The organism is Microbacterium sp. R86528 (assembly GCF_044596335.1).
GTDB lineage: Bacteria > Actinomycetota > Actinomycetes > Actinomycetales > Microbacteriaceae > Microbacterium > Microbacterium marmarense.
This window is the reverse complement of sequence record NZ_CP138996.1, coordinates 352,573-369,608: the sequence shown is the minus strand read 5'-3', so window position 1 is coordinate 369,608 and position 17,036 is coordinate 352,573. Positions and strand designations below refer to the sequence as shown.

General features: G+C 61.5%; 24 protein-coding genes. 6 read left to right on the top strand and 18 right to left on the bottom strand.

Annotation, left to right across the window (positions count from 1 at the left end; genetic code table 11):
* Positions 1-3: 3 nt before the first annotated feature.
* From frr to rpsB, 4 genes are all read right to left on the bottom strand, one after another.
* Positions 4-558 carry a ribosome recycling factor gene (frr, locus tag SJY18_RS01835; protein ID WP_337338086.1) on the bottom strand — a complete coding sequence of 185 codons (555 nt, stop codon included), beginning with the start codon at positions 556-558 and terminating at the stop codon, positions 4-6.
* Between the two features lie 51 nt (positions 559-609).
* Positions 610-1,329, bottom strand: coding sequence for a UMP kinase (gene pyrH, locus SJY18_RS01830; RefSeq protein WP_337338087.1), 720 nt, complete (start codon positions 1,327-1,329; stop codon positions 610-612).
* Positions 1,330-1,412: 83 nt separating this feature from the next.
* Complete coding sequence (gene tsf / locus SJY18_RS01825; RefSeq protein ID WP_337338088.1) at positions 1,413-2,240, bottom strand: translation elongation factor Ts; 828 nt, start codon at positions 2,238-2,240, stop codon at positions 1,413-1,415.
* 98 nt (positions 2,241-2,338) lie between these two features.
* Entirely contained in the window at positions 2,339-3,274 is a 936-nt protein-coding gene (rpsB, locus tag SJY18_RS01820) for a 30S ribosomal protein S2 (protein ID WP_396668209.1), read from the bottom strand.
* A gap of 301 nt (positions 3,275-3,575) precedes the next feature.
* Here rpsB and SJY18_RS01815 point away from each other — a divergent pair, with 301 nt between their 5' ends.
* Together SJY18_RS01815 and SJY18_RS01810 are read left to right on the top strand one after the other, a co-directional pair.
* A complete protein-coding gene (locus SJY18_RS01815) occupies positions 3,576-3,722 on the top strand; it encodes a hypothetical protein (RefSeq protein WP_337338090.1) in 147 nt (48 codons plus the stop codon).
* Complete coding sequence (locus SJY18_RS01810; protein ID WP_396668208.1) at positions 3,722-4,231, top strand: peptidoglycan DD-metalloendopeptidase family protein; 510 nt, start codon at positions 3,722-3,724, stop codon at positions 4,229-4,231. Before SJY18_RS01815 ends, SJY18_RS01810 begins: the two co-directional genes overlap by 1 nt.
* A 20-nt stretch (positions 4,232-4,251) precedes the next feature.
* On the opposite strand, the gene SJY18_RS01805 is transcribed toward SJY18_RS01810, so the two are convergent.
* From SJY18_RS01805 to SJY18_RS01760, 10 genes are all read right to left on the bottom strand, one after another.
* Positions 4,252-4,842, bottom strand: a complete 591-nt coding sequence (locus tag SJY18_RS01805; protein ID WP_396668207.1) for a hypothetical protein — start codon at positions 4,840-4,842, stop codon at positions 4,252-4,254.
* A gap of 29 nt (positions 4,843-4,871) precedes the next feature.
* Positions 4,872-5,777, bottom strand: coding sequence for a tyrosine-type recombinase/integrase (locus tag SJY18_RS01800; protein WP_396668206.1), 906 nt, complete (start codon positions 5,775-5,777; stop codon positions 4,872-4,874).
* 54 nt (positions 5,778-5,831) lie between these two features.
* Positions 5,832-7,037, bottom strand: a complete 1,206-nt coding sequence (gene dprA / locus SJY18_RS01795) for a DNA-processing protein DprA (protein WP_396668205.1) — start codon at positions 7,035-7,037, stop codon at positions 5,832-5,834.
* A complete protein-coding gene (locus SJY18_RS01790) occupies positions 7,034-8,569 on the bottom strand; it encodes a YifB family Mg chelatase-like AAA ATPase (protein ID WP_337338095.1) in 1,536 nt (511 codons plus the stop codon). Before SJY18_RS01790 ends, dprA begins: the two co-directional genes overlap by 4 nt.
* A complete protein-coding gene (locus tag SJY18_RS01785) occupies positions 8,566-8,934 on the bottom strand; it encodes a YraN family protein (protein ID WP_396668204.1) in 369 nt (122 codons plus the stop codon). Before SJY18_RS01785 ends, SJY18_RS01790 begins: the two co-directional genes overlap by 4 nt.
* Positions 8,935-9,031: 97 nt before the next feature.
* Positions 9,032-9,355 (bottom strand): DUF2469 family protein, encoded by a 324-nt coding sequence (locus SJY18_RS01780; protein WP_337338097.1) that lies wholly within the window; start codon positions 9,353-9,355, stop codon positions 9,032-9,034.
* Positions 9,356-9,378: 23 nt separating this feature from the next.
* A complete protein-coding gene (locus SJY18_RS01775) occupies positions 9,379-10,038 on the bottom strand; it encodes a ribonuclease HII (RefSeq protein ID WP_337338098.1) in 660 nt (219 codons plus the stop codon).
* Positions 10,035-10,829: a signal peptidase I gene (gene lepB, locus SJY18_RS01770; protein ID WP_337338099.1), complete on the bottom strand. Its 795-nt coding sequence runs from the start codon at positions 10,827-10,829 to the stop codon at positions 10,035-10,037. Before lepB ends, SJY18_RS01775 begins: the two co-directional genes overlap by 4 nt.
* A 135-nt stretch (positions 10,830-10,964) precedes the next feature.
* The gene (gene rplS / locus SJY18_RS01765; protein ID WP_337338100.1) at positions 10,965-11,315 is read right to left on the bottom strand and encodes a 50S ribosomal protein L19; all 351 of its coding nucleotides are present in this window, start codon (positions 11,313-11,315) and stop codon (positions 10,965-10,967) included.
* 163 nt (positions 11,316-11,478) lie between these two features.
* Positions 11,479-11,979: an MFS transporter permease gene (locus SJY18_RS01760; RefSeq protein WP_337338101.1), complete on the bottom strand. Its 501-nt coding sequence runs from the start codon at positions 11,977-11,979 to the stop codon at positions 11,479-11,481.
* A gap of 115 nt (positions 11,980-12,094) precedes the next feature.
* Between SJY18_RS01760 and map the strand changes: the two genes are divergently transcribed.
* Positions 12,095-12,877 carry a type I methionyl aminopeptidase gene (map, locus tag SJY18_RS01755; protein ID WP_396668203.1) on the top strand — a complete coding sequence of 261 codons (783 nt, stop codon included), beginning with the start codon at positions 12,095-12,097 and terminating at the stop codon, positions 12,875-12,877.
* 19 nt (positions 12,878-12,896) lie between these two features.
* Here the strand turns inward: map and trmD are convergent, their stop codons facing one another.
* Genes trmD through rpsP form a run of 4 tightly spaced genes read right to left on the bottom strand, consistent with a single transcriptional unit; the run spans position 12,897 to position 14,867 of the window.
* Complete coding sequence (trmD, locus tag SJY18_RS01750; protein WP_396668202.1) at positions 12,897-13,580, bottom strand: tRNA (guanosine(37)-N1)-methyltransferase TrmD; 684 nt, start codon at positions 13,578-13,580, stop codon at positions 12,897-12,899.
* Between the two features lie 10 nt (positions 13,581-13,590).
* A complete protein-coding gene (gene rimM, locus SJY18_RS01745) occupies positions 13,591-14,217 on the bottom strand; it encodes a ribosome maturation factor RimM (protein ID WP_396668201.1) in 627 nt (208 codons plus the stop codon).
* Positions 14,210-14,440: an RNA-binding protein gene (locus SJY18_RS01740; protein WP_337338105.1), complete on the bottom strand. Its 231-nt coding sequence runs from the start codon at positions 14,438-14,440 to the stop codon at positions 14,210-14,212. The genes rimM and SJY18_RS01740 overlap by 8 nt, the downstream gene beginning before the upstream one ends.
* Before the next feature lie 7 nt (positions 14,441-14,447).
* Entirely contained in the window at positions 14,448-14,867 is a 420-nt protein-coding gene (gene rpsP / locus SJY18_RS01735; RefSeq protein WP_337338106.1) for a 30S ribosomal protein S16, read from the bottom strand.
* Positions 14,868-15,139: 272 nt separating this feature from the next.
* Between rpsP and SJY18_RS01730 the strand changes: the two genes are divergently transcribed.
* From SJY18_RS01730 to SJY18_RS01720, 3 genes are read left to right on the top strand one after another with little or no spacing between them, the layout of a single operon-like run.
* Positions 15,140-15,490, top strand: a complete 351-nt coding sequence (locus SJY18_RS01730; protein ID WP_337338107.1) for an SMR family transporter — start codon at positions 15,140-15,142, stop codon at positions 15,488-15,490.
* Positions 15,487-15,807 carry an SMR family transporter gene (locus SJY18_RS01725; RefSeq protein WP_337338108.1) on the top strand — a complete coding sequence of 107 codons (321 nt, stop codon included), beginning with the start codon at positions 15,487-15,489 and terminating at the stop codon, positions 15,805-15,807. The genes SJY18_RS01730 and SJY18_RS01725 overlap by 4 nt, the downstream gene beginning before the upstream one ends.
* 34 nt (positions 15,808-15,841) lie before the next feature.
* Complete coding sequence (locus SJY18_RS01720; RefSeq protein ID WP_337338109.1) at positions 15,842-17,002, top strand: glutamate--cysteine ligase; 1,161 nt, start codon at positions 15,842-15,844, stop codon at positions 17,000-17,002.
* The last annotated feature ends 34 nt before the right edge of the window (positions 17,003-17,036 follow it).

Below are 17,036 nucleotides of genomic sequence, written 5' to 3'. Positions count from 1 at the left end.
TTCTCAGACTTCGAGAAGCTCAGCCTCTTTGCGTTTGAGCGACTCGTCAATGGCATCAACGTGCGCGCGCGTGAGCGCATCGAGCTCTTTCTCGGCCCGTACCAACTCGTCTTCGCCTACATCACTCTTCAGCGCGTCCAGGTCGTCCTTCGACTTGCGGCGGATTCCGCGCACGTGCACCTTCGCGTCTTCGGCTTTTCCACGCACGAGCTTGACGTACTCTTTGCGTCGCTCTTCCGTGAGCTCCGGCATCGAGATGCGAACAATGTTCCCATCGTTCGTCGGATTGGCCCCGAGATTCGGCATTTCTCGAATGGCCTGCTCGATCGCCTTGAGCGCCGATTTGTCGTAGGGCGTCACGATAATAGTGCGCGCTTCGGGGCTGTTCAACGAAGCCAACTGGGCCAGGGGCGTCGGGCTGCCGTAGTAGTCAACCAGCACCTTCTGAAACAGTTGGGGGTTCGCACGTCCGGTGCGCACCGTGGCGAAGTCCTCCTTTGCCGACTCAACGGCACGGTCCATGCGTGTTCCCGCATCGGTTAAGACGTCCGCAATCACTGTGTCTCCTTCACTGGGTGGGGCAGGCTAAGTCTACTGGGGGTGTCGGCTTTACGCCGTGACCCTGGTGCCTATCGGCTCGCCCAACAGCGCACGGGTGACGTTGCCAGCGGGCTCCATACCGAAGACTCGCATGTTCATCTTGTTGTCCATACAGAGGCTGAACGCGGTCGAATCCACCACTTTGAGGCCGCGTTGGAGCGCATCGAGGTACGTGATCTGATCGATCTTCGTCGCGGTGGCGTCCACCTTGGGGTCAGCGGTGTAGACACCGTCAACACCGTTCTTCGCCACCAGCACCTCAACGGCGTCAATCTCGAGCGCGCGCTGCGCTGCCACGGTGTCCGTAGAGAAATAGGGCAGCCCAGCGCCAGCACCGAAGATAACCACACGCCCCTTCTCGAGGTGTCGCTCGGCGCGGCGCGGGATGTACGGCTCCGCGACCTGGGTCATCTCGATCGCAGACTGAACACGAGTCGCTGCGCCAGCTTGCTCGAGAAAGTCTTGAAGCGCGAGGGCGTTCATCACCGTTCCCAGCATGCCCATGTAGTCAGCGCGTCCTCGATCCATTCCGCGCTGGCTCAGCTCTGCACCTCGGAAGAAGTTGCCGCCGCCTACCACGATGGCAATCTCAACACGATCTACCGCCTCTGCGATTTCACGGGCAATCTGGCCGACCACGTCGGGATTGACACCCAACTGGCCTCCGCCGAACGCTTCTCCAGAGAGCTTCAAAAGGACGCGTCGGCGTCCGCTCACTTCATTGATCACGGGGATCCTCTCGTTGACGACAACCTACAGAAGGGCATGAGAAAAGGCCCGCATCATGTGGTGATGCGGGCCTTTTCACGATGTTACGCGCCTACCTTGAAGCGGGCGAAGCCCGTCAAGGTGAGTCCGGCGTCCTGTGCCACCTTTGCAACGGACTGTTTGTTGTCCTTTGCATAGTCCTGGTCCAGAAGTGAAACCTGCTTGAAGAAGGCGTTGACGCGACCCTCGACAATCTTGGGAAGCGCCGCTTCGGGCTTTCCTTCGTTGCGCGAGATCTCAGTGACGATCTCACGCTCCTTGTCGACGTCAGCCGCGGGCACCTCGTCGCGCGAAAGGTACGACGGGTTGGCAAACGAGATGTGCTGAGCGATGCTGCGAGCCGTCTCGGTGTCGGTGCCCGTGTACGCAAGAACTACGCCCACCTGCGGAGGGAGGTCTTTGTTCGTGCGGTGAAGGTAGACCTCGAAGTTGTCGCCAACGAGAGTGCGCACGCGACGCAGCTCGACCTTTTCGCCAATGATCGCGGCTTCGTCGTCGATCAGCTGAGCAACGGTCTGCGAGCCAGCAGGAGCAGCAAGGGCTGCCTCGAGCGAGTCCGAAACGGCGGTCGCTGCGGCGTCTGCAACTTTGTCAGCCAGCGAGATGAAGCGGTCATTCTTTGCAACGAAGTCGGTCTCGCATGCGAGCTCGATCAGCGTAACCTTGCCATCCAACTCGCGAGCTGCAATCAAGCCCTCGCTCGTGGAACGGTCTGCACGCTTCGCGTTGCCCTTTGCGCCCTTGAGGCGCAGGATCTCTACTGCCTTCTCGACATCGCCGTCGGCCTCTTCGAGCGCCTTCTTCGTGTCGACCATTCCCGTGCCGAGCTGCTCGCGCAGCGCCTTGATGTCGGCGATCGTGAAGTTTGCCATGGGTAGTGGCTCCTTGGTTGTCGTGAGTGTGTGGATGCCTCGGCGAAGACAGCCATTTGGTTGTCTTCGCCGAGGTGGAATCTAAATGGGGCGCCGAATTACTCGGCAGCTACCTCTTCAGCCTTGGCCTCTTCGGCAGCCTCGGCAGGCGCTTCAGTAACCTCGGCAGCGGACTCAGCCGGGGCCTCAGCCTCTGCAGCGGCCTCGTCGGGAGATTCAGCTTCTGCAGTAGCCGGTGCTTCAGCAGTTTCTGTCGCAGCGGCGCCGTCTTCTGCAGGCTGCTCGAGCAGCGCGCGCTCCCAGTCGGCCAGTGGCTCAGCGTCAGCAGCTTCCTCGCTCGGCTGGTGGCGCTGGATCAGACCTTCAGCGGCCGCGTCGGCGATGATGCGCGTCAGCAGGCTGACCGAACGAATTGCGTCGTCGTTGCCCGGGATCGGGAACTGGAACTCGTCAGGGTCTGCGTTGGTGTCGAGGATGCCGATGACGGGGATGCCAAGCTTTGCTGCCTCGCTGATCGCAAGGTGCTCACGCTTTGCGTCGATGACCCAGATCGCCGAGGGGGTCTTCGACATGTTGCGAATTCCACCGAGTGACTTGTGAAGCTTGTCCAGCTCACGCTTCTTCAGCAAGAGCTCCTTCTTCGTGAAGCCACTTGCAGCGGGGTTCTCGTAGTCGAGCTCTTCGAGTTCCTTCATGCGAGCGAGACGCTTGGAAACGGTCTGGAAGTTGGTGAGCAGACCGCCGAGCCAGCGCTGGTTCACGTATGGCTGACCAACACGCGTGGCCTGTTCAGCGAGGACTTCCTGTGCCTGCTTCTTGGTGCCAACGAAGAGCACCGTGCCGCCGTGCGCGACGGTCTCCTTGACGAACTCGTACGCCTTGTCGATGTACGACAGCGACTGCTGGAGGTCGATGATGTGGATGCCCGAGCGCTCGGTAAGAATAAAGCGCTTCACCTTCGGGTTCCACCGGCGGGTCTGGTGTCCGAAGTGGACGCCGCTGTCGAGCAGCTGGCGAATGGTTACGACGGCCATGGCCGTCCTCCTGTTCTGGCGCACTGAGGCGCCTCTTGCGGTTGTGTGTTTCACCGATGGTGACCGGTGAGCCTAGTGCCCGGCACACGCCCGCTCACGGAAGATTCCGTGAGACCGTTGGGAGTAGTTGCCACGCGGCCCCCTCGCAGAGGGGCCGTTGCGCTGTGGGCACGCGTAGTCACCCTGACAAGCAAGGTGCTCGTTCAGTGTACCAGCACCGGCTCCTCCCCCGTGCGGCGCGGCGCGTGCTGCGAATAGAGTTTCACCTCGGTTCGCAGTGAGCTCGCCGCGAGGACGAATGATGTTCATGTGCACAACGATGAAGATCGCCACGTCGCTCCACATTCCTCACATTCCCCGAGTGCCGGACATCCCCGACGTTCGCGACGCTCGCGACGTTCGCGAAGAAGAGTTCGCTGGGCGCTCAGCCTGGCCATCGGTGTTCTGATGACACCGATATTGGCGGCGCCAGCAACTGCCTCCGCGCCATCCGCGCCAGAGCCGTCGTACGCGAACCGCTCCGCCAACGCTGTTTCTGACTCTGCCCCACGCGTGGAGTGGAATTGGCCGTTGGCCAGTTTCGAAGTCACGCGGCCGTTCGTTGCACCCTCCCACGAATACGCGGCCGGTCACCGCGGTGTCGACCTGCGCGCACTGGCGGACAACACCGTCTTAGCACCAGCAGATGGAAGGGTGGCGTTCGTGGGACACGTGGTCGACCGGGCCATCATCACGATTGACCACGGCGGGGGTTTGGTGACCACGCTAGAACCGGTGGCTTCAGACCTCAGTGCGGGCACCGACGTAGCTCGGCAAGAAGCTGTCGGCGAGCTCGCCGTCGGCGGGCACGCCGATCAGGGAGATCTGCACGTCGGTGTGAGATTGCATGGGCACTACATCAATCCCGCGGTGCTGGTCGGCGAAGTTCCACTCGCGGTGCTGCTTCCTTGCTGCTGAGAAATCCACGAATCGCGTGACTAGTCACGACGCATCTCGTTGCGTGAGCCGGAATCGTTCACATTCCCGATCTCTCGGCCGTCGACGTTGTTGTCGTCACCATTGATGACCACGGAGCCAACTATTCCGTCGATATCGACCTCGTTTCTTGAACCCGCGATATCGAGGCTGCCTAAGCTGGCCGCATCCACGCTGTTGGATTGGCCACTGATCGACACGGAACTGACGTCACCTGCATCCACATCGATCCGATCGCCGCGCATGACGATGGCCCTCGTTTCGGCTCCTTCGAGTTCGACCTCGAGGTCGTTGCCCTCGATCGTGATCTGAGGACATACTCCACGCAATTCGTACTCAGCTGCACTGTCGGCAACCGTTACCGCAGCACCAGCACAGTCCACCCGTTCGCGAACCGCGCGATCATCACCGTCGGTATCTGCGGAGTCATCGAGATCGTCGGTTTTGTCTCGGCCCGTGTAGGACTCTTCTTGACTACTGCCGTCGCCACTGTTCGGCGCAACTGGCGACTGTGTCGATGGTGCACACGCGACGAGACTCGTGACAGCAACGGTCAGAAAGATTGCGCCCAGTGGTGAACGTAGTTTCGGCATGCGCCCGACGCTAACGCACGCTTCAGCTGTCATGCACGGGGGTGTGCCAGCCGATAGCTTTCTGCTAAGCGCTCACTGGACACATGAGTGTATATCTGAGTCGTGCCCAGACTTGCGTGCCCGAGTATTTCTTGCACACTCCGTAGATCCGCTCCGCCATCGAGCAGATGGGTTGCCGCCGAATGACGCAGGGAGTGCGGTCCTGCCGCACCACCGACGTGCTCGCCAAGCGCACGTGACACCACGTCGTACATGGCCCTAGTCCCCATGCGTCCACCGCGAGCTCCTAAGAACAGCGCAGTCTCCGTGGGCGATCCCGCAGCTCGTGCGACGAGTGCAGGCCGGCCCCGCACAAGGTAGCTATCCACCGCACGCGCGGCCGCGCCGCCGTAAGGCACTACCCGCTCTTTGGAGCCCTTCCCCATTGCTCGAGCCGTGCGCTGGGTGCGGTCCAAGTCGCTTAGGTCAAGACGACACACCTCGGAGACACGCAGAGCTGCGCCGTAGAGCATTTCAACCAGGGCATGGTCGCGCAGCGCAATCGCGTCTCCCGACGACGCAGCGACCTGCATAGCGCTGAGTAACGTCGCCAGCGCATCTTGGGTCGCGATGCGCGGCAGCGAGCGACCGCGCTTGGGCGCTACCAACCGCAGACTCGGATCTCTCTCGATCAGTCCTTGCTCAACAGTCCAGGCAAAGAAACTCCGTGCTGCTGCTGTGCGGCGCGCGATGGTTGCCTTTGCATCGCCTCGTTTGGTCGCGACCCACAGCCACTCGCGAAGGGACTCAAGTTCGATCTCATTCAGCGAGCAATCGCCACTTGAGCGTGCGAGGTCTAGCAGATCCGATCGGTACGCTCGCGCGGTCGCGGGCGAGAGCCGTCGCACCTTGAGCAGATGCTCCACGAAAGCATCGGCCGCCTCGTTGAACTCCATCACTCAAGCATGCCCTCTGTCAGGTGCGCCCAGCCTGCTGCCTCACCGTGTCCTTCATCTTTCGCTGTTGCGTCGCCAACCGCGCGGGGATCGCTCCGCTTTTGCGTCGAGCGTCAGCATCCCGAGCGCGGCCTCGACTTCTTCGGGAATCATGCCCGCGCGCCTGGCGACGTCGGCTGTTTCACGCCAGACTCGCGCGCTGAGCGCGTCGAGAACTCTTGTGGTGTCGTCCGTACCAGCCAGGTCAAGCACTGCCGTCGCGTCGTCTGAAGCGCTCATACCAAGAAGTTCTCGAACATCGGAGGCACTTGTTACACACTGCGCACCGAACTCTCGAAACAGGCGGTGACATCCGGCCGAAGTCGCCGAAGTGATGGGGCCAGGAACCGCACCCAACGGGCGACACAGCTGCGCTGCATGGCCGGCCGTATTCAACGAACCGCTGCGCCATCCTGCTTCCACCACGACCGTGGCCGAAGCCAGCGCCGCAATTATGCGATTTCGCTGCAAGAATCGCCATTTTGTCGGCGCGGATCCCGGAGGCGTTTCGCTCGCGACCACGCCGGTTTCGGCAATTCGATCCAACAGCTGGGTGTGTCCCGCCGGGTACGACCGATCGACGCCACCCGCCATCAGCGCAATTGTGGTTCCGCCAGCGATCAGAGCTGCTCGATGCGCGGCGCCATCAATCCCATATGCGGCACCAGAAACGATGGCTACTCCCGACGCGGCAAGCTCCGAGGCAAGCTCCATCGCAACATGTTCGCCATAGGCTGTCGCAGCACGCGCGCCGACGATGGCGGCCTGCGGGACGGAAGAACGCAGCAGCGAGGGGGTGCCGCGCACCCAGAGGCAGATCGGAGCGTGCACGCCGAGGTCACCCAACTCGAGTGGCCATCCATCATCGCCAGGGACAACAAGCGCAATTCCCCTGCGTCGAGCCAGCGCGACGGTGTCGCTCACTGCCTGCTGTGACAGTCGCGGCAGCCATCGTCGCAACGCATCGCTGTGCGTCTTCTGGTCCAGCAGCGGCGAAAGGGCGTCATAACCGCCGCGCGCATCGGCAACGAGTCTGTCAAGGCCATCTGCCGCACCATAGGCATCGACGATGAGCCCGGCGATACCGTCGCCGGGCTCAGTGAGATGGTTCCACACGATCCGGGCCGCGTTCTCCCGCACCGAGTAGTCATCTTTGAGCTGGGTTCCCAGTCCCGCAACACTCTGATGTGCCAGATCAATGTCGAGGCAGAAGTCAGTCACAGCGCCATCCCCTTCTTCAGAAACAGAGCGCGGCCAATGTGATCGAGGCCGAGTTGCGCTTTGCCGTCGAGATCTGCCAACGTCCATGCCAAGCGCAACACCCGGTCAAACCCGCGAAGCGTGATGGCTCCCTTACGCAAAGCGACGTCTAGTGGCCGTCTCACTGTTGGCGACGGTGACCGTGGGCCGTCGCGAAGCCAGCTGCCGGGAATCTCAGCGTTGAGCTGCCACCGAGTGTCGATCAGCCGCTGCGCAGCCCGTGCCCGCGCTTCCGCGACACGAAGCCGCGCCTCTGACGTTGACACCGCGACGACTTCAGACCGTCGCTGAGCAACCGAGACACGAGCGAGCGTCAACTCGATATCGATGCGGTCGAGTAGCGGGCCCGAGAGCCGACCTAGATATCGTCGGATCGCGGCTGGCGGACAAGTGCAGTTTCCCCCGCGGATGCCATAGTCGCCACAGGGGCAGGGGTTCGTTGCCAACACGAGCTGAAACTTCGCGGGAAACTCGGCGCTCAAACCCGCTCGGTTGATTGTGATCGTTCCCGATTCCAACGGCTGGCGCAACGCGTCGAGCGCGCTTGCTTGAAACTCCCCCGCCTCATCGAGGAACAAGATGCCTTCGGTTGCCCGCGCGATCGCACCCGGGCGCACAATCCTCGAACCACCACCCACGAGCGCGGCGACACTCGCGCTATGGTGCGGAGCTTCAAAGGGCGCGTTCCTGTCGAGGTCGACGACCCGGGTGCCCGAGAGACTGCGAATGGAAGCAACTGCCAAGGCCGCTCGATCCCCGAGCGGCGGCAGGATCCCCGGCAGCCGGCGAGCCAGCATCGTCTTTCCCGCGCCCGGCGGTCCACACATCAGCAGGTGATGTCCACCGGCCGCCGCCGCGATAAGGGCGTTGACCGCATCGCGCTGACCGACGACATCCGTCAGGTCAGGGATCGTGTCCGTCGCAGCGGTGGAGTCAGACGCCGCAGCCAGTGTGATCGGCTCTTCGTCCGGCACGCAGACGTCGGCACCGTGCCATGACGCAACCTGAGCCAGGTTGATGGCCCCCAGAATCTCAACACCATCGACCAGTTGTGCTTCTTGCGTGTTCGCAAACGGTACGACGATGCGCTTGTGTCCAGCGCGCGCTGCCGCAAGAACCGCGGGCAGAATCCCTGGTATCGGACGCAATCTGCCATCCAAACCAAGCTCGCCCAAGTGCACGGTCGAAGCGACAGAGTCAGCATTCATCGCAATCTCGGTCGCCACAGCGACGGTGGCGATCGCCACATCGAAGCCGGAGCCGTGCTTCGGAAGACTGGCAGGCGACAGGTTGATTGTCAGCCGACGTCGTGGCAAAGCGAGATCACTGTTGGCACACGCGTTGTGAACTCTTTGCACCGCTTCAGCAAGCGCCTTGTCTGGCAACCCGATGATCTTGAAATCCGGGGTCTGGTTGGACAGGTCGGCCTCGATTTCGACTATCTCACCTTCGGCACCGACGAGGGCGACTGAGAGCGTACGCGCAACCTTCATACGACGTCCACGTCCTCAAGGTGTTCGAGGATCGCGGTCTCGGGGTTGGCTCCCGTGACCCCGATAGCGTCGATCCGCACATGCCTTCCTCGTGCCTGTTTTCGATGTTGGGCGGTCCAGGCGACGCTCAAACGCCACAGCCGAACGCGTTTCGCCGCATCAATCGCCTCGAAAGGGTGCCCGAATCGCTCGCTGCGACGGGTCTTCACCTCGACGATGACCAGCTCGTTCGCCCGAGCGACAACGAGATCAATCTCACCGGCCGCACAGCGCCAGTTGCGATCGAGTACGACGTAGCCGAGGCTCTGAAGATAGCGGGCGGCGCGGTCTTCGCCTGCACGCCCGAGGAGATCCTTTTCTGCCATAGGCAGATAATGGGCTCATCCGGAGGCTACGCTCCGACGAACGCTCCACGCCGTGCAGACGCGGCTGTCCCCGAACACTGGGGAGGAGCGCGTCAGATCAGTTGTCGAGCGAAAGTTCCTCAGGAAGCTGGAAGTCACGCCGCGTGAGCTCTTCAACATTGACATCTTTGAACGTCAGCACCCGCACCGCTTTCACAAAGCGATCGGCTCGGTAGATATCCCAGACCCACACATCTGACATCGAAATCTCGAAGTAGAAGTCGTGCTCGGTATCCTGGCGCACAACATTCACCTCGTTGGCGAGATAGAAGCGTCGCTCCGTCTCGATCACGTAAGCGAACTGCGCCACCACATCTCGGTACTCACGGTAGAGCGCAAGCTCAAGCTCACGGTCGTAGTCTTCGAATACCTCATCGTCCATGGTGCTTCTATCCTATGGCTCTCTTAGAACAACGTCGGCGCATCGCGAATCGACCACGATGCACGATGATGTCGGCTGAGTCCGTGCTCGCGAATTGCAGCGCGGTGGGCAAGGCTCGCATAGCCCTTGTTGCGGGCCCACACATAGGCGGGCGTTTCGTCATGCAATTCGATCATGAGGGCATCACGTTGAACTTTGGCGAGAACAGACGCTGCCGCCGCGGATGCGCAATCGCGATCTGCTTTGACAACGGGCTGGACGTGCAACCCCGCGCCGCCAGCCGGCGTGATGTAGTCGTAGTTGCCGTCGAGCAGCACAATCGCCTCTTCGGGCACAACACCGACCGTGCGCAGATCATCGAGTGCCCGCAGCGCGGCAAGACCCAGAGCGCGCATGATGCCGATCTGATCGATGTCAGCTGCGCTCGCCCATCCCACCGCACTCGCAGCGACCCAAGCCTCGGCTCGCGCAGCGACTTCGCCGCGGCGTGCTTCAGGAACCAGCTTCGAGTCCCTAAGGCCCTGCGGCACGCGTTTGCGTGAGCGAGGGGCATCGAGCACGACCGCGCCGACGGCGACCGGCCCGGCTAGTGCGCCTCTACCCACTTCATCACAGGCGATGACAAGGGAGTGCTCCTTGAGCAGCCGGCGTTCCATAGTGAGTCGAGGATCAATCACCGTCACTGAGCAGGTTCTCCGGTGTCCGTGGTGGCAGGGTTCTGCGGGTCGGCCACTCCGGCGAACTGTTCATGATGAAAGTCCAGCAGGCCAAATCGATCGAATGGCCAGGTAACCAGGAACGCACGCCCCACGACGTTGTCTACGGGCACGAAGCCCTTGCCTGGCTGATCAGTGTTGTACCTGGAGTCCTTCGAGCGGTAACGGTTGTCGCCGAGCACCCACAGGCTGTCGTCGGGAACGATCACATCAAACTCGTCACCCGACGCGGCAGCATCCACCGTCGGAGTCTTGATGTAGGCCGACTCGTCAATCGCCGTGCCGTTGACCGTGATCTGACCGACGCTGTTGCAGCAGACCACGTGATCGCCGGGAAGCCCGATCAATCGCTTCACCAGATGATCGTCGCTGTCTGGAGACGACAATCCGACGAGCGAAAGCATCCAATCGACGCCTTCGATGATCGGCGGTCGGGCGGCTTGCGTCGTCACAGGCAACCAGCCACCGGGATCTTCAAAGACCACGATATCGCCCCTTGAGTAGCCCGCGAATCGCGGTGTGATCTCATCTACCAAAATGCGGTCATTGACCTGCAGGGTGTTCTCCATCGACCCCGAAGGAATATAGAAAGAACGCACCACGAAGGTCTTGACTAGGAAAGAAACCAGAACAGCGATCAGGACGATGACGACCACATCACGAGCGAAAGTGAGCCAACCCCGCCGCCGCCGTCGCGACGAAATCTCAGCCCGCGAAGATTCGCCCACCGGGGTCGGCGCGGTCTTCTCGGTGGTCATCGCATTTTCCTTCGCCTCGCTCCGCCCATCGGAGCATCTGTCAAGGTTGCCACACTCCGTTGCGCGCGCAGGCATATATGCGACAAACAGAAAATACCCCGCACCGAAGGTGCGGGGTATTTATCAGAGAGCGAGTCAGCGAGAGAAACGCTTCTCCTTGATCTTCGCCTTCTTGCCGCGCAGGTCGCGCAGGTAGTACAGCTTCGCGCGGCGCACGTCGCCGAAGGTCACGACTTCAATGTGGTCGATGACGGGGCTGTGCACCGGGAAGGTACGCTCGACGCCAACCTGGAAGCTGATCTTGCGAACGGTGAAGGTCTCGCGAACGCCGTCACCCGAGCGACCGATAACAACGCCCTGGAAAACCTGGATACGTGAACGGTTGCCTTCGGTGATGTTTACGTGAACCTTGACAGTGTCGCCGGCGTTGAAGGTGGGGATGTCGGTACGCAGCGATGCTGCGTCGACCGAATCGAGGATCTGCATGATCGTATCTCTCTGCAGCCGCCACAGGTCGACTACGGGAAGGAATGGAAAGGAGTGCGGTGCCCCGAAGCCGCCGGTGTATCCAGGCGGCTTTGTTCCCCTGAGGCAGAAGCTGGTCAGGGCACGAAGATCTATTCTGCCATGGATACGGGTGCGGGCAAAACTAGCGTGATGCGGGCGGGTGCTCGTTTATGACGAACACCGCTTCGTCGGTGGACGCAGACTCGCGAGTCGGCTGAGCGGCCGGTCGTAGATAGGCAACGCCCTCCTCGGTGCGCAACACCATTCGCGCCGGCTGCGCTTCGCGCCACAACTGCCAAAGTTCGAGCCAGAAGAGCCCCACTGCGACGAAGATCGTGAGCACGAACACGGGTGCCCACCAAGCCTGCGCGTAGAAGCCAAGTGAAATGGTGAGGAGGTGCCAAATGGAGAACCCGAGCACATCCCACCATGACACCGCGTGTTGCGCTCTCACGGTGCCGCGGGCGCGGACCAGGAGAGTGAGAAGCAACTGGCCGACGAACACGGACGGTACTGCGATCAACAGAACCCACAGAAATGCCCAGCCTCCCGCGTTGAACACGCCCCAACCCACGAAGAGCCAAAGCGGCAACAAAAAGGCAGCGGGGATCAACCAGCTATAGAACGCCCTGCGCAACCACATAGGTCGATGGTACGCCCGCGCACCCGCGAGGCGCTATGCACCTATGCGGTCTGGGGCACTCTCCCAGCCATGACGCAATGCGTCCGACAGAATGGAAAAGACGAGAGGAGACGCAATGATCGAATTGCGCACGCCCACCGAGATCGATGCGATGCGGCCAGCAGGCAGGTTTGTGGCTGAAACGCTCGCAACCCTGCGCGAAGAAATCACGGTGGGAATGAATCTTCTTGCCATCGACCGACGCGCGCACGAGTTGATTCGCAAAGCAGGTGCAGAATCTTGCTACATCGACTACCACCCGTCCTTCGGCGCGAGCCCTTTTGGCAAGGTGATCTGCACATCGATCAACGACGCGGTCTTGCACGGACTGCCCTTCGACTACGCACTGCGCGACGGGGATCTTGTCTCCGTGGACTTTGCGGTGTCGGTCAACGGCTGGGTTGCCGATTCCGCACTTTCGTTCGTCGTGGGCACACCAAGGGATGAAGACCTCGCGCTGATCGACACCACCGAGCGCGCGCTTGATGCAGCGATTTCTGCCGCCATTGTCGGCAACCGCATCGGCGACATCTCAGCGGCGATCGCAGAAACTGCCCACGCCGACGGGTACTCGATCAACACCGACTTTGGTGGGCACGGTGTCGGCCGAGTCATGCACGGCGACCCTCACGTGCCCAATGACGGCCGCGCTGGTCGCGGATTCCCCTTGCGCGACGGGCTCGTTTTGGCGCTTGAGCCGTGGTTCCTGCAAACCACAGACAAGCTGGTCACTGATCCAGATGGCTGGACGCTTCGAAGCGCGGACGGAAGCCGCGGCGCACACTCTGAACACACCGTTGCCATCACTGACGCGGGTCCGATCGTCCTGACAGATCGCTCTGGCTTGGGCACGAACTGAACCAGGCCCCTCCCAGGAGCTACTCCCCGAGTAGGTCGGGACGGTTCTGAACCGTGCGCTGCATGCTCTGCTCGTGTCGCCATGTTGCGATTGCGCCGTGGTTGCCACTGAGCAGTACGGGTGGAACGTGCAAATCGCGCCAAACCGCGGGCTTGGTGTAGCTCGGATACTCGAGCAACCCGTCCGCCTCGTGCGACTCCTCGACGAGCGACATCGGATTTCCCACCACGCCCGGAATGAGTCGCGAGACTGCTTCGATGATGGCCATCGCCGCCACTTCCCCGCCGTTGAGAACGTAGTCGCCCAAGCTCACCAGACGTACGCGTCCCCGGGCGGCAAAGTGGTCGACAACGCGCTGGTCGATGCCCTCGTAGCGACCGCAGGCGAACACCAAATGGTCTTCGCCAGCCAGTTCACGAGCAAGGGGTTGAGAAAAGCGTTCACCCGCCGGCGATGGGACAAGCAAAACGGCCTCGGGCGAGAGCAATGAGTCGAGGGCCTCGCCCCACGGCTCGGGCTTCATCACCATCCCCGCGCCGCCCCCATAGGGGGTGTCATCGACAGTGTGATGGCGATCCTGAGTCCACTCACGAAGGTCGTGGACGTTTAGATTGAGGATGCCGCGATCGCGCGCCTTCCCGATGAGAGAAACGTTCAGAACATCGAAGAACGCCGGGAATATGGTGACGATATCAACGCGCATGATTCACGTCTCAGCTCTGGTCAGCTGGCGTCTCGGCTTCTTCGGAGCCCGAGTCGTCACTATCGACCAATTCTTCGAGCAAACCGGCTGGCGGAGTCAAGATGACACGTCCCTGCGAGACGTCCACCTCGGGAACGATCGCCCTGACGAACGGCACAAGGACCTCATCGTCACTCTCTGTGCGGATCACAAGAAGGTCCTGCGCGGGAAAGTGCTCTACGCGAATGACGCGGCCGATGATCTGACCGTCGCGAACTGCGTCGAGACCGACAAGCTGGTGGTCAAACCATGCGTCTTCCTCGACCGGCACGACCGCCGGGTCTTGATCGATCCACAAGATCGCCCTAATCAGCTCCTCGGCAGCGTCACGATCCTCGACACCTTCGAAGAAGGCGACGGCGTGCGAGTTCATCCAACGGAACTCTCGGACGGTGAGGGGCTTACCGTGCCACGGCGAAGATTCAGGGACCTGCAAAGTGAACACAGCGCCCGGGACGAAGCGTCCTTCAGGGTCATCCGTGTACAGCTCGAGTTTGATGGCGCCTTTGAGCCCGTGCGCCTTTACGAGGCGTCCAACACGCAGTTGAGTCTTTTCCCCGCCAGTCTCGCTGGGTGGGTCGCCTGCCACTTCAGTCATCGGCAACATCAACGCGGACACGCTGTCCGTCGGCGAGTGCGCCAATAAGAGTGCGCAGGGCTTTGGCCGTGCGGCCGCCGCGCCCGATCACGCGACCCCGGTCATCGGGGTGAACGTGTACCTCGAGCACGTCGCCTCGCGGCGAGGTGCTCGAGTCGATACGCACATCGCTCGGGTGATCAACAATCCCCTTGACGATGTGCTCGAGCGCGGCAGCCAGCAACGGAGTACTACTCTGCGTCAGTTGCGTCAGCGGCGGGAGCCTCGGCTTCAGCTTCGGCCGGAGCCTCAGCCTTCTTCTCAGCCTTCGGCTTGATAACTGACTTCTTTGACGCGTCGATGCTGAACTCTGGCTTCGGTTCGCGTGTCTTGACAGTCGACACTGCGTCCTTGTCACCCTTGAACTTGCCCCAGTCGCCGGTCAGCTTGAGCAACGCAGCAACCTGCTCGGTCGGCTGTGCGCCGACGTTGAGCCAGTACTGTGCACGCTCGGAGTCAACCTCGATGAACGAAGGCTCTTCGGTGGGGTGGTACTTGCCGATCTCTTCGATAACACGGCCATCGCGCTTGGTGCGCGAGTCGGCAACGACGATGCGGTAATACGGCGCGCGGATTTTGCCCAAGCGCTTGAGACGGATCTTGACAGCCACGATTCTCCTGAATGTGTCTAAAAGTGAACGAACTGATCGCCTGGAGCGTGGGGTGCACACCCGGCGGAAGCTCTGAGGAGGATCTCCCCTGCTGGATAGAGGGTCGAGCAGGTGATCCGACCCTCTATTCTGCCAGATGACGACGCTAGTCGCGAACTCAGCGTCGACACGCCGCTTCCTGCCGCATGTAGGTCATCCGCTACCGTTGGAACAGCACCACGATCACGCAACCCGTTGTACCCGCCGGGATGCCCAGCACTCGAAAGGCGCGCATGTCCAAATGGCTGTATCTGGTCGCAGCGATCGTGCTTGAAGTATCAGCGACGCTGTCGTTGCATCTGATGACAGAGCATGCCGCCTGGGTGATCGTGGTTGTGATCGGCTACGTGGGCGCGTTCATCAGTTTGGCGATGTTGCTGCGTGCTGGCGCCCCGATCGGACTGACCTACGGCGTATGGGCTGCGAGCGGCGTTGCACTCACCGCGGTGCTCGCCTACGCGCTCTTCGGTGATCCTCTTACGTGGATGATGTCGCTCGGGATCGTCGTCGTTATCGGTGGCGTTCTTCTCGTGGAGCTGGGCGCCGCTAGCTCAAAGCCCATGGAGCGGAGTGAATCACAATGATCTGGCTATTTCTCGCGGGCGCGATCATCTTCGAAGTGGCTGGAACGATGGCGTTGCGTGCTTCTGAGGGCCTACGCAAGCGCGTGTGGATTGCGCCGATCGTCGCGGCATATCTGCTTGCTTTCACGTTGCTCTTTCAATGTCTCAACGCGGGAATGCCCGTCGGCGTTGCTTACGGAATCTGGTCGGCGTGTGGCGTTGCGCTCACGGCTGTGTTGGCTCATTGGCTGTTCAAAGAGCCGTTCACCTGGATCATGGGTTTGGGCATCATCGCAATCGTTGGCGGCGTGCTGCTGATCGAACTCGGATCGCCGTAGCGAAAATCCGTCCCTGCCGTGCGAGGATGTCGCCATGACGGTGCCATTCGCGACATCAGAGCGCGCTTCGGTCGGGCTCGAGTGGGAAGTGATGCTCGCCGACGGCGCGACCGGAGATCTGGTCTCACGGGCGCCAGAGGTGCTTGAATCGCTCGAAGAAGCGAGCGCACTCGAGCGTTACACGGTGACTGGAGAGCTGCTCACCAACACCATCGAAGTCACCAGCGGCATCGGCGACACCGTCGCGGCCGCGGTCGACGACATCGCAGACTCGATCGGATTGGTCCGCACTTTCACCGACACACGGGGCATAGAGCTGCTCTGCGCTGGCAGTCACCCATTCGCCCAGTGGTATGACCAAGAGGTGAGCGATAAGAGTCGCTACCGCTCACTCATCGATAGGACCCAGTGGTGGGGACGAAACATGATGATCTGGGGCATCCACGTTCACGTCGGAGTTGAAGACGTGAACAAGGTGTTCCCCATCATTCGGGCGCTCTCTGCCTATCTTCCCCACTTTCAGGCGCTCTCTGCCTCAAGCCCTTTCTGGGCGGGCGATCGCACCGGATATGCCTCCAACCGCTCCCTCGTATTTCAACAACTGCCCACTGCGGGCTTGCCCTGGCCCCTCGAGAACTGGTCGCAGTTTGAGCACTACCTCGATGACATGGTGAGAACCGGCGTCATGGAGGACTCGACCGAGGTTCGTTGGGACATCCGGCCTGCTCCGCGGTGGGGAACGATCGAAGTTCGCGCGTGCGACGGAATGTCGACCTTGCCCGAGCTCGCCGCCGTCGCCGCGCTGGTGCAGGTTCTCGTCGAATACTTCTCACGGCAGCTCGATGAGGGCCGCACACTGTCGTACTTGCAGCCGTGGTTCGTGCGTGAGAACAAGTGGCGCGCGGCACGTTATGGACTAGACGCGCATGTGATCGTCGGGCAAGACGGGGCACAAATGCCCGTCAGAGAGCACCTTGTACAGATTCTGGACGAGATGGGTGACATCGCGAACGATCTGAAGTGCGCCCGAGAACTGCGGGGCATCGAATCCATCCTGACCAATGGCGCGAGCTACGAGCGTCAGTTGCGCGTGGCGGATGAAGCAGCCGGGGATCTGCGTCAAGTGGTGCAGCATCTCATTCGCGAGTTCCGTGCCGGGCCCACGTTGCGCGACCACCTGGCTTCTACCAACTAGGTATTCGCGCCAGTCGCGCGACTCCGGTTGCGCG